The organism is Nonomuraea sp. NPDC048826, from assembly GCF_043198225.1.
Taxonomy (GTDB): Bacteria; Actinomycetota; Actinomycetes; order Streptosporangiales; family Streptosporangiaceae; genus Nonomuraea.
On record NZ_JBICUQ010000002.1, the window covers coordinates 453162 to 464957 of the forward strand.

Sequence of the window (11796 nt, forward strand, 5' to 3'; positions counted from 1 at the left end):
CGTACGTGCGGATATACCGATCCGCTGTAGTGAGGAACGGCGCGGGGTGGCCTCGAAAAGGTCACCCCGCACCGGAGAAGGCAGGAGAAATGAACGCTCGAAACAGGCCGGACGAAGTCATCTGGGACATCACCTATGCCTGCCCGCTGCGCTGCCTGCATTGTTATTCGGAATCCGGCAGAAGGCCCTCCAGGCGGTTGAGCCACGCGGACATGCTGCGGGTCGCCGACGCCATCGTGGCCATGCGCCCGCGGGGCGTCGCCATCGCCGGCGGCGAACCCCTGCTGATCAAGGACCTCACCGCGGTCATCGCCCGGATGGTGGAAGGCGGGCTCAGCGTCGCCCTCTACACCAGCGGCTGGCTGATGACCGAGGACCTGGCACGGAGCCTGGCCGAGGTCTGCGACCGGGTGGCGGTGAGCGTGGACGGGGCGACACCGGCCACCCACGACCGGATCCGCGGCAGGAACGGATCCTTCGCGCACGCGATGCGGGCCCTGCGCCTGCTGGACGACGTCGCCGCCGAACGCAGGGCTCAGGGGAGGGAGCCGCTGACGTTCGGGATCGACTGCGTGCTGCTGCAGAGCAACTTCGCCGAGATGGACGAGCTCTGCCAGGTCGTCGCGCCGCGCTTCCCCGAGCTGGGGTTCGTCGCCTTCGGCGCGGCCGTGCCCGGCGGCCTGGCCAACCGGCGCGGGTTCGACGAGCACGAACTGCTCACCGAGGAGCAGACCGGCCTCCTCGACAACCCCGGCTTCGCGTCCCGGCTGCGTGAGCTGGCGCCGGGGTCCGTCACGGTCACGGCCACCGACAACCGCATCCTGCAGATGCACCCCGTGCTCGTCGCGCGCGGCGCCGTCTTCGACGCGCTGCAGATCGAGCCCGACGGGGAGGTACGGGCGATGCCCATCTACGAGGGCACCGTGGGCAACATCCTGACCGAGTCGCCGGAGGTGCTCTGGCAGCGGGCCACGGCCCGATGGAGCGATCCGTTCGTGGTGGAGGCGCTGTCCACGGCGTTCACCATGCGCGAGTGGGCGGAGGCCGCCCGGCGGATCGACTACCGCTTCGGCTCCGACGCCGTGCGGGCCAGGATCGACCGGCGCCCGGCGTACCTCGGCGCGGAGGTGGGAAGTGGCCCCTCTGACAGCGCGTGAGGTGGGCACGCCGGCGCGCGTGCTGCTCTATTCGGTCCGCCGGGCCCCGTGGTGGACGGTCGCGTCGGTGTCGGCGGCCGCGGTGGGGATCGCGGTGACGCTGGCGGTGCCCGCCGCGCTGGCCCTGGCCCTCGACGGGGCTCTGAGCGGCGCGCCCGGTCCGGCACTGGCCTGGCTGGGGATCCTTCTCGGGGCGGGACTGCTCGCGGGGGCGCTGGAGGTGTGGGCGGGCGCGGCGGGCGGCATCGCCGTCGAGGCGTCGCTCCGGCGAGGGCTGCTCCGGCGGGTGCTGGCGGCCGGGATCGCGGGACAGCGGCGGTTCGCCGCCGGAGACCTGAGCAACCGGCTGGTGAGCGGCGCGGGAGAGACCTCCGGCCTGGTGTCGATCGTGGTGTCGGTGGCGGGCGCGGTGACGCTGTCCGTCGGCGGCCTGGTGGCGCTCGCGGTGATCGACTGGCGGCTGGCGGCCGCCTTCGTGGTGTGCGTGCCGGTGGCGGCGGTGCTCGTCCGGCGGTTCATCGCCGAGACCACGGGCCTGACGCGGCGCTACCAGGAGATCCAGGGCACGCTCTCGGCGCGCCTGCTGGAGACGATGGCCGGGGCGCGCACCATCGCCGCAGGCGGCACGTGCGAACGCGAGGTCGAACGGGTCCTCACCCCGTTGCCCGAACTGGCCGCGACCGGCCGGGCGACCTGGGAGGCCCAGCGCCGCACCGTGTGGAAGGCGGGGCTGCTGACCCCGCTCACCCAGATCGCGGTGCTCGCCGTCGCCGGGATCGGCGTGGCCGACGGGCGGATCACCGCCGGGTCCTGGATCGCGGTCGCCGGGTACGTCTCCCTCGCGCTCGGCCTGCTGGGCGTGGTGGACACGCTGATGGGCCTGGCCCACATCCGCGCCGGAGCGGCCCGGCTGGAGGAGGTGCTCGCCCTGCCGGACGGTCCGGGCGGCAGCCTGCCGCTCCCCGGCGGGGACGGGGCGATCACGTTCCGCTCGGTCACCGTCCGGGACGGCGACGACCTCGTCCTGGACGAACTCGACGTGGACCTCCCGGCCGGGCTCGTCGTCGCCGTCGTCGGCCGGTCGGGAGCCGGCAAGTCCACCTTCGCCGCGCTGGCCGGCGGACTGCTCGCCCCCGACGGCGGCGAGGTCCTGCTGGACGGCGCCGCCGTCGCCGGCCTCCGCCCCGACGAGGTGCGCCGCGCGGTGGCCTACGCGTTCGAGCGGCCGGCCCCGCTGGGGGAGACCATCCACGACCTGATCGCGTACGGGTCCCCGGACGTCTCCCGTGACCAGGTGACGCGCGCCGCCCGGTCGGTGTCGGCGGACGGCTTCATCAGACGGCTGCCCGCCGCCTACGACACCCCGCCGAAGCTGGCGCCGCTGTCCGGCGGGGAGTGGCAGCGGCTCGGCCTGGCCCGCGCCGTGGTCCGCGCGCGTCGCGTGCTGATCCTCGACGACGCCACCTCCAGCCTCGACACCGCGACCGAGGCCGAGGTGACCGCGACGCTGACCCGCCTGCTGGCCGGCCGGACCACGATCGTCGTCGCCCACCGCGTCACCACCGCCGCGCGCGCCGACCTGGTCGTCTGGCTGGAGAACGGACGGGTCCGGTCCACCGGCCGCCACCACCTCCTCTGGCAGGACCCGGCCTACCGAGCCCTCTTCGGCGCACCACCGGACCCGGCGCCCGGCGCGGAACCCGGCCCGATGTCCAGCCCGGCGCCCGCCCCCGCGCCCGCCTCCGCCTCCGTCCCCGCGCCCGTCCCCGCGCCCGTCCCCGCGTCCGGCCTTGTGTCCGGCGCGGCGTCCGGCGCGGCGTCCGGCGCGGCGCTCGGCACAGCGTCCGGGCCGGTGTCCGGTGCGGCTGTGGGGGAGTCGGCGTGAGGGGGCGTACGGTGAGCCGGGACGGCTGGCGGCTGCTGACCGGGGAACTGGCCAGGCGGCGCAGGGCGCTGACCTTCCTGGCGGGATGGTCGGTGGTGGAATCCCTGCCCGTCCTGCTGTCGGGCATCGCCGTGGCAGAGGCCCTGGACCAGGGGTTCCTGGCCGGGCGACCGCTGACCGGTCTCGGCTGGCTGGGGCTGCTCGGGCTGGCCATGGCGGTGCAGGCGCTGGCCACCCGCAACACCTTCCCGTGGCTGGCCGACATCGTCGAGCCGGTCCGCGACGCACTGGTCAGGAGGGTGGTCACCGCAGCCCTGCACCGAGCCGTACAGGAGGACCGGACCGGCGACGGCTCGGTGGTGGCCCGGCTCGGCGTGCAGACCGAGACGGTGCGCAACCTGGTCGCCGCCCTGCTGCGGACCCTCCGGCCGACCGTCGCGTCGCTGGTCGCCGCCCTGGCCGGGCTGGTCGCGCTCGCGCCGGTCGTCGCGGCGATCACCCTGCCGCTGGTGGCGCTGAGCCTCGGGCTGTTCGCCTGGCTGACCAGGGTGCTGGCCGTACGGCAGCGCGAGCTGATCCTCGCCGGGGAGACGCTGGCGCGGGAGGCCACCGGCGTCTTCGAGGGGTTGCGCGACGTGGTGGCGTGCGGCGCCGAGCCGGTCGCGCGCGACACGGTGGAACGGGCGGTCACGGCGGAGGCGCGGGCCGGTCTCGCGATGGCGCGGACCTCGTCGGTCCGCGGGGTGATCATGGCGGTGGGCGGCACCGTACCGGTGATCCTGATCCTGCTGCTGGCCCCGTGGCTGCTCGCCTCCGGCCGGTTGACCTCGGGCGAACTGGTCGGCGCGGCCACCTACCTGGTCGGCAGCCTGGACCCGGCGCTGCGGTCGCTGACCGGCACCGTGGCCACCTGGGCCAGGCAGCTGGGCGTGCTGCTCCACAGGATCGCGGAGACGAGCCCGCTCCCCGCCCCGCCGGCCCGGCGCGGGCACGCCCGGCCGGACGCCGGGGACCTGCGGGTGACCGGGCTGACCTTCGCCTACGGGCCCAAGGCCGAGCCGGTGATCGACGACCTGACGCTGACCGTGCCGGCGGGGGACCATCTGGCGATCGTGGGAGCCAGCGGGATCGGCAAGTCCACGCTCGCCGCCCTCCTCACCGGGCTGGCCCGCCCGCGGCACGGCACCGTGCGGCTCGGCGGCGTCGACCTCGCCGAGATCAACGAGGCCCACCTGCGCCGCTCGATGGCGCTGATCCCGCAGGAGGCATACGTGTTCACCGGCACCCTCCGGGACAACCTCGTCTACCTGCGGCCCGAGGCGGAGCAGGCCGACCTGGACCGGGCCGTGTCCGCGCTCGGCATGCGCCCGCTGGTGGAGCGGCTCGGCGGGTACGACGCCGCCCTTGGCGTCGGCGGGCCCGCCCTGTCCGCGGGCGAACGCCAGCTGATCGCGCTCTGCCGGGTCCAGCTCTCGGCGGCGACCGTGCTCGTGCTCGACGAGGCGACCTGCCACCTCGATCCCGCCGCGGAGGCCAGGGCGGAGGAGGCCCTGGCCGCCTCCGGGCGCACCCTCGTCGTCATCGCGCACCGCATCAGCTCGGCCTGCCGCGCCCGGCGGATCCTGATGCTGGACGGGACCCGCGCCCAGGTCGGCACCCACCGGGACCTGCTCACCGCCTCACCGGCGTACGCGGGTCTCGTGGGGTACTGGCAGGACTCCTGATCGCCTCCGGAGGCGCCCGCGGGCCCGGTCCCGCTGATCAGGGCTTTGGCGAATCCCGCAGAGTCACCGCGCACAGCCGGCCGGTGCATCTGACGATCCAGGCGGTGATGCGGCTGCGCCACCGGCTCCACCGATGGGCCTGGCCCAGCAGGTGCACGGCCCAGGCGCGATCAGGGCCGCTCAGAGCGGGGTCGGTGGCCAGCGCGACCCACAGGCCGACGATCTGCGGCCGGCTCAGCTCTGCCCGCGCCTCGGCGACTTCCCGGCGGCTGAAGTCGTCCAGGACGGGTTCGGCGACGGCAAAGGCCAGCGTGGCCCACAACTCGACGGCCCGCGTCTCGCCCTCCTTGGCCAGCAACCGCGCGCAGATGCGGCAGAAGCCATCCAGGGCGGGATCGGCCGCCAGCGTGGCGAGCAGGTCACGACCCTGCGGATCATCCACTTTGACCAGGGCATACGCCGCATCCACACGGGCGAGGCCGCCCAAGGTGGAGTCGCCGGCGAACGCGGCGAGCAGGTCACGACCTCGGGGGTCGCCTCTTTGATCCAACTCCCGTGCCGCCGCGACGCGGTAACTGCCGTCCAGAGTGGAATCGCCGGCCAGCCCGGCCCAGAGCTCGATGATCCGCGGATCGTCCATCTCGGCCAGAGCCTCTGCTGCTTTGACGCGGTGATAGTCGTCCAGGGTGGGGTCGGTGGCCAGCTTGCGCCATAGCGTGGCGGCCTGCGGATCTCCTGCCTCCTCCAATTGCCGCACCGCGTGGCCGCGGTACATCCCCTCCAAGGCGGGATCGGTCGCCAGCGTGGCGAGCAGGTCACGGCCCCGCGGATCGCCCGCTTGGGACAAGACCGAAGCCGCCGCGACGCGGGCGTCGTCGTCCAGGGCGGGGTCGGTGGCCAGCCTGACCCACAACGCCGCAGCCTGTGGATCACCCGCTCTCGCCACTCTCGCTGCCGCTCTGAAGTGGTGAAAGCCCTTCACAGTGGGGTCGGCGGCCAGCCTGCTCCATAGCGGGGCGGCCCGTGGATCACTCGCCTTCTCCAGCGCCTCGACCGCGTCGACGCGGCAGATGTCGTCCGCGGTGGGGTTCGTGGCCAGCTCGGCGAGCAGTTCACGGCCCTGGGGAACGTCTCCCTCGGCCAAGGCCTTCGTCACCCAGCCGCGGTACAACCGGTCCAATGCTGCGTCAGCGGCCAACGCGGCCCATGTCTCGGCGGTCCGCGCGTCACCCATCGCCGCCAGCGCCCGAGCCGCCTTCACACGGTCATTGCCGTCCAGCGCGGAGTCAGCGGCCAGCGCCTTCAGAGCGCCGGTGGCCGACTCGACGACGTGTGGCTCAAGCGCCACTTGGTCAGCGGCGAGCTGAGCGACGCACCAGATACCGTCACGGCCGGCGGCCAAGCGGTTCAAAGTAGCCGTCAGCAGGGGAGGCCGGCCTGGCGGTGGCGGATTGCCGCACCAGGCAGCGATGAGAAAAAGGTGATAGGAGGACAGCGCCTTCGGGGTCACGGTGCCGCGCCGGCCGAACAACGCGTTGAAGGCTTGCCTGCTGAGCCGGGCGTCGACGGCCACGTGCCTGGCCGTCAGGTATTCGCCGATCGTCTCGTGGATGAAGGCGTAACCGCCGTCGCGGACGGTGACCAGACCGGTGCGCCGCAGCAGGTCCTCACGGCGGGCTGCCCAATCGCGCGGCAGCATCCGCAGATGAGACGGGCACAGGTCGTCGGTGGCGTCCATCACGGCGGTCAGCAGGTCAGGCGGTGCGTTGCCGCCGCTCGCCCGGTGTTGTCCAGTGGCGGCGTCGGCCAGGGCGGCGAGGATCGCGTCAGGCAGACCGGGAATCTCCGGATCATGCAGTCGTCGCCGCAGCAAGCCGAGGAAGCTCTCGTAGATGCTGTAGCGGTCCCGGGGCAGGGCTCGGTCCGGTCGCGCGGCGTGGAGCTGGCACAAGATGGTGGCCAGCAACGGAGTGCGGGCCAGCTCGGCCAGCGGTGGCGCGTCCACCTGAGCCAGAAAGGCTCGCACACTCGCCTGCGGATCCGGAAGCCGGGCGGTGCGCATCCAGCTGTCGGCGAAATCCCGCAACTGCTGGGAGTCGAACGGCAGCAGTTCGTACGTGCGCAGGTGCGGGTGCTGTTCCAGGATCTCCAGTTCGCGGTCGGGGAGCGGGCGGCTGGTCAGGACGAACCGATGAGGACCCCTCCGGTTCTCGCGGAGCTGCCGGCTCAGCTGGACCCGCTGCCGTACGTCGGTGATCTCGTCGAGGCCGTCGACCAGGACCAGCCAGCGTGCCGCGGGGCGGGGCGGCCGGTCGAAGACCTCAGCCGAGAAGGGCGGCACCCGCCGCCCCGACAGATCATCGCGAGCCGCGGCGGCCAACTGTTCGGCGAACGACGATCCCCTTGTGGTCAGGTAAGAGGCGGGCACGTAGACCGGGATCTCCTCGACACCGGTGGCCGGCCCACCCGTGGCCAGAGTGATCAGGGCGTGGCGTAACAGGCTGGACTTGCCCGCGCCGGGACCGCCCAGCAGCAGCACATCATGATCGGCCGACAGGATCGCCTCGGCCGCCGGCCGAGCCTCTGCTGGAACGTCGTCGGACGCGCTCTCCGCACGCGAGGTCTCGGTGCCGATCCCCGTGTCGGCCGGGGTGCCGACGCCGGCGTGGTCGGGGGCCGGCCGCGGCCGGCTTCGCTGCCGGACATACACCTGCGACAGTGACGGCAGGGTGGCGTGGGGCAGCAGTCCGGGGTAGGGATGGGACTCCGCGGCCTCGCGTACGGCCTGAAGATAATCCGTCAGCCACAGCTCCGGCTTGGGGGCGCCGCGGGCCGCGCGCCACCATGTCATCCATGCCTGTTCCTCCAGCAGGCCGGGAGTGAGCGCGGCGGGGTCGATCCTGCCCTGGGTCTGCTGCCTTCGCATGGCTTCGAGCAATGCCTTGACCACGGCCTCCAGGGTTTCCTGATCACCTGGCAGGTCCCGCCCGTTGGACCAGTCGCTGATCCGTTTCCGGTCGACCCGCCTCCTTCCGGCCGTCGTGCGTGCGGAGGCACCGCCTCCGGCGAGGCTCGCCCGTTGCGCGAGGATGTCGGAGGTCCGCTGGGCGATCTCGGAACCGGTCCGGCCACAGAGTCCGAGCGCCTCGTGGAACCGTGCGGAGAACCGACTGCGAGGGTCATCCGGCCGGCCGGTCACCGTATGCCGCCCGGGGGTGTCCGGCCGGGTCCGGTCCGGACACTTTCCTGTGCCCGGCAGCACCTCGCTGAGCTGCGGATCATCCGCGACGCCGAGAAGGAACCGCCGAACAGCGCTGGTGTGGAGTCGCACGATCGCCGCATGAGTGTCATCGATCTCCTCACCCGTCTGGCGGAGTTGTCCGCCGCCGTGATCGCGCTGACCATGGCCGTCGATGAGGCGCGCCGCCGTCGCCCCCGCCGCCGTGACCGTGATTCCTTTCCCGAAGAAGAGCAGTGACCGGGCCCGCGCCCCAGGCGGAACCCGCCTGCATCATCGTCGGTCGCCGTCTTGCCAGCGTAATGACTCGGACGCGTCGCCGGGATGGGCGAGCGAACAGGAACGTACGTTTTCCTTTCTCACTCTCGCCCGGCCACGTCGTCCCTTCCCTGGCGGACACGTGGGGCCGACCATCGCCGGCGCTCCCACAGTCGCGAGCAGGTGTCGATTCGGCGTCCGTGGCGTTTCTGGATTGTTACCGGAAACAACAAACTACCCCTCCGAGAGGTCTTCCAAAGCAGGCTGTACCGGAATACGTTGCCGCAAACAACATTCATCCGGGCCCCTCCGGAAGAAAGGACCCTGCACCATGCGCAAGGGGATCCTCAGCCTGACCGCCACGGCGGCCGCGCTTGCTCTCGGTCTTACCGCCTGCGGGGGCGAAAGCGGTCAGACTTCCTCGACCTCCACGGCACAGGCCACCGCCTCCCAGCAGGCGGCCGGCAAGATCGGCGTCATCCTGCCCGACAGCAAGTCGTCGGCCCGCTGGGAGACGGCGGACCGCAAGTATCTGCAAGAGGCCTTCGAAGCCGCGGGTGTCGAGTACGACATCCAGAACGCGCAGAACGACAAGACCGCGTTCCAGACCATCGCCGACCAGATGATCACCAACGGCGCCACCGTCCTGATGATCGTCAACCTCGACAGCGGCACCGGCAAGACCGTCATCGACAAGGCCAGGTCGCAGGGCGTGGCCACCATCGACTACGACCGGCTGACGCTGGGCGGCAACGCCGCCTACTACGTCAGCTTCGACAACGAGAAGGTCGGCCAGCTCCAGGGCGAAGGCCTGGTCAAGTGCCTGACCGACCAGGGCGCGGAGAAGCCCATCGTGGCCTACCTGAACGGCTCGCCGACCGACAACAACGCGACGCTGTTCAAGCAGGGCTACGACGGCGTGCTCAAGCCGAAGTTCGACGCGGGCGAGTACGTCAAGGGCCCCGAGCAGTCGGTGCCCGACTGGGACAACACCCAGGCCGGCACGCTCTTCGAGCAGATGCTCACCAGCGAGCCGAAGATCGCCGGCGTGCTCTCCGCGAACGACGGCCTCGGCAACGCGGCCATCACCGTGCTGAAGAAGAACAAGCTCAACGGCAAGGTCCCGGTCACCGGCCAGGACGCCACCGTGCAGGGCCTGCAGAACATCCTCGCGGGCGACCAGTGCATGACCGTCTACAAGGCCGTCAAGAAGGAGGCCGACGCGGCCGCCAAGCTCGCGGTCGCGCTGGCCAAGGGCGAGAAGCCGGCGGCCAGCGGCAGCGTCAAGGACCCCGAGACGGGCCAGGACGTCCCCGCGGAGCTGCTGGACCCGCAGGCCATCTACGCCGACAACGTCAAGGACGTCGTGGCGGACGGCTACGTCACCAAGGAAGAGCTGTGCACCGGCGAGTTCGCCGAGAAGTGCACCGAGGCGGGAATCCAGTAGAACCGGCACAGGACACGGCTCGCGCCCCGGGGCGCGAGCCGTGCCCCTCGTGAGGGAGCCCCATGACCCCCCTGCTCGAAGTACGCGGGATCGACAAGAGCTTCGGCCCCGTACAAGTCCTGCACGACGTGGCCTTCTCGGCCCACGCCGGCGAGGTGACCGCGCTGGTCGGCGACAACGGCGCCGGCAAGTCGACGCTGGTCAAGTGCATCGGCGGCATCTACCCGATCGACGCGGGCGAGCTGCTGTTCGACGGCAAGCCGGCGCACGTGCACGGCCCGCGCGACGCCGCCACGCTGGGCATCGAGATCGTCTATCAGGACCTGGCGCTCTGCGACAACCTCGACATCGTCCAGAACATGTTCCTGGGGCGCGAACGCCGCCGCGGCATCATGCTGGACGAGGCCGCGATGGAGGAACTGGCCCAGGAGACGCTGACCGGCCTGTCGGTCCGCACCGTCAAGTCGATCAGGCAGCAGGTCTCCAGCCTGTCCGGAGGCCAGCGCCAGACCGTCGCCATCGCCAAGGCCGTGCTGTGGAACAGCAAGGTCGTCATCCTCGACGAGCCCACGGCCGCGCTGGGCGTCGCCCAGACCGCCCAGGTGCTCGAACTGGTGCGCAGGCTGGCCGACAAGGGCCTGGCCGTCGTGCTCATCTCGCACAACATGAACGACGTGTTCGCGGTGTCCGACAGGATCGCTGCCCTCTACCTCGGCAGGATGGCCGCCCAGGTCCGCACCGCCGACGTGACGCACGCGCAGGTCGTCGAACTGATCACATCCGGCCGCAGCGGAGACCTGGGGATCAAGCAATGAACAAGGTCAAGGAACTCCCCGGAGACGTCATCGCCACCGCGGCGAAGTCGCCGTCGATCGGGCACAGCGCCCGGGCCTACGCCGAACGGGTGCGCGGCGGCGACATGGGCGCGCTGCCCGCGGTGCTCGGCCTGATCGTGCTCTGCACGGTGTTCGCCATCGCCCGGCCGGCCTTCCTCACCGCGATCAACTTCGCCAACCTGTTCACCCAGGGCGCCGCCATCACGGTGATCGCGATGGGCCTGGTGTTCGTGCTCCTCATCGGCGAGATCGACCTCTCGGCGGGCTTCGCCAGCGGCGTCTGCGCCGCGGTGCTCGCGGTGACGCTCACCAACATGGGCCTGCCGTGGTACGTCTGCGTGCTGGCCGCCATCCTCACCGGCGTGGTCATCGGCACCTCGCTCGGCGGGCTGGTGGCCAAAGTGGGGATCCCGTCGTTCGTGGTGACGCTGGCCGCCTTCCTCGCCTTCCAGGGCGTGGTGCTGCTGCTGGTGGACGAGGGCACGAACATCTCGATCAGGGACGACGTGATCGTCGCGATCGCCACCAGGAACCTGCCGCCGTGGCTCGGCTGGGCGCTCTTCGCCTTCTGCGTGGCGATCTACGCGGGCATCCAGCTCTTCCGCTCCAGGAGGCGCGCCGCGCGCGGCCTGATCGCCGACCCGATGTCGCTGATCGCCGCCCGGGTGGGCGCGCTGGTGGTCATCGGCGGGCTCGCGGTGTGGGTGCTCAACCTGGAGCGCAGCCGCAACCCGCTGCTCACCTCGCTGACCGGGGTGCCGATCGTGGTGCCGGTGATCCTGGCGCTGCTGGTGCTCTGGACGTTCGTGCTGCAACGTACCGCGTTCGGCCGGCACATCTACGCGGTCGGCGGGAACGCCGAGGCGGCCCGCCGGGCCGGCATCCCGGTCGACCGGATCAAGGTCAGCGCGTTCGTCATCTGCTCCTCCATGGCCGCGATCGGCGGCATCATCGCCGCCTCCAGGGCCAGCTCCGTCGACCCGAACACCGGCGGCAGCTCGGTGCTGCTCTACGCGGTGGGCGCGGCCGTCATCGGCGGCACCAGCCTGTTCGGCGGCAAGGGGCGGGTGCTGGACGCCATCCTGGGCGGCGCCGTGGTCGCGGTGATCGAGAACGGCATGGGCCTCATGGGGTACGGCGCGAGCGTGAAGTATCTGGTGACCGGATCCGTGCTGCTCCTCGCCGCGGGCGTGGACGCCATCGCGCGTAAACGGGCCTCCGCCGCTGGTCTAAGGTGATCAGCGACTTTCA

At 71.8% G+C, this 11796-nt stretch carries 8 protein-coding genes; 7 read left to right on the plus strand and 1 reads right to left on the minus strand.

Features of this window, described 5'->3' with window-relative positions:
- Positions 1-89: 89 nt before the first annotated feature.
- The 3 genes from ACGFI7_RS07820 to ACGFI7_RS07830 are packed head-to-tail and all read left to right on the plus strand — an operon-like array spanning position 90 to position 4766.
- On the plus strand, positions 90-1157 hold the full coding sequence (locus ACGFI7_RS07820; protein ID WP_393400573.1) for a radical SAM protein: 1068 nt from the start codon (positions 90-92) through the stop codon (positions 1155-1157).
- Positions 1135-3042 (plus strand): ABC transporter ATP-binding protein, encoded by a 1908-nt coding sequence (locus tag ACGFI7_RS07825; protein WP_393400576.1) that lies wholly within the window; start codon positions 1135-1137, stop codon positions 3040-3042. The genes ACGFI7_RS07820 and ACGFI7_RS07825 overlap by 23 nt, the downstream gene beginning before the upstream one ends.
- Positions 3039-4766, plus strand: a complete 1728-nt coding sequence (locus ACGFI7_RS07830; RefSeq protein WP_393400578.1) for an ATP-binding cassette domain-containing protein — start codon at positions 3039-3041, stop codon at positions 4764-4766. Before ACGFI7_RS07825 ends, ACGFI7_RS07830 begins: the two co-directional genes overlap by 4 nt.
- Positions 4767-4803: 37 nt before the next feature.
- Here ACGFI7_RS07830 and ACGFI7_RS07835 read toward each other — a convergent pair whose 3' ends face one another.
- Complete coding sequence (locus ACGFI7_RS07835) at positions 4804-8097, minus strand: NACHT domain-containing protein (RefSeq protein WP_393400581.1); 3294 nt, start codon at positions 8095-8097, stop codon at positions 4804-4806.
- Positions 8098-8106: 9 nt separating this feature from the next.
- Here ACGFI7_RS07835 and ACGFI7_RS07840 point away from each other — a divergent pair, with 9 nt between their 5' ends.
- The 4 genes from ACGFI7_RS07840 to ACGFI7_RS07855 all read left to right on the plus strand — a co-directional run bounded on the left by ACGFI7_RS07840 (position 8107) and on the right by ACGFI7_RS07855 (position 11783).
- Positions 8107-8244 carry a hypothetical protein gene (locus tag ACGFI7_RS07840; protein ID WP_393400584.1) on the plus strand — a complete coding sequence of 46 codons (138 nt, stop codon included), beginning with the start codon at positions 8107-8109 and terminating at the stop codon, positions 8242-8244.
- Positions 8245-8593: 349 nt separating this feature from the next.
- Positions 8594-9709, plus strand: a complete 1116-nt coding sequence (locus tag ACGFI7_RS07845; protein ID WP_393400587.1) for a sugar ABC transporter substrate-binding protein — start codon at positions 8594-8596, stop codon at positions 9707-9709.
- A 62-nt stretch (positions 9710-9771) separates the two neighbouring features.
- Positions 9772-10524: an ATP-binding cassette domain-containing protein gene (locus ACGFI7_RS07850; protein ID WP_393400590.1), complete on the plus strand. Its 753-nt coding sequence runs from the start codon at positions 9772-9774 to the stop codon at positions 10522-10524.
- The gene (locus tag ACGFI7_RS07855; protein ID WP_393400593.1) at positions 10521-11783 is read left to right on the plus strand and encodes a sugar ABC transporter permease; all 1263 of its coding nucleotides are present in this window, start codon (positions 10521-10523) and stop codon (positions 11781-11783) included. The genes ACGFI7_RS07850 and ACGFI7_RS07855 overlap by 4 nt, the downstream gene beginning before the upstream one ends.
- Positions 11784-11796 lie beyond the last annotated feature (13 nt).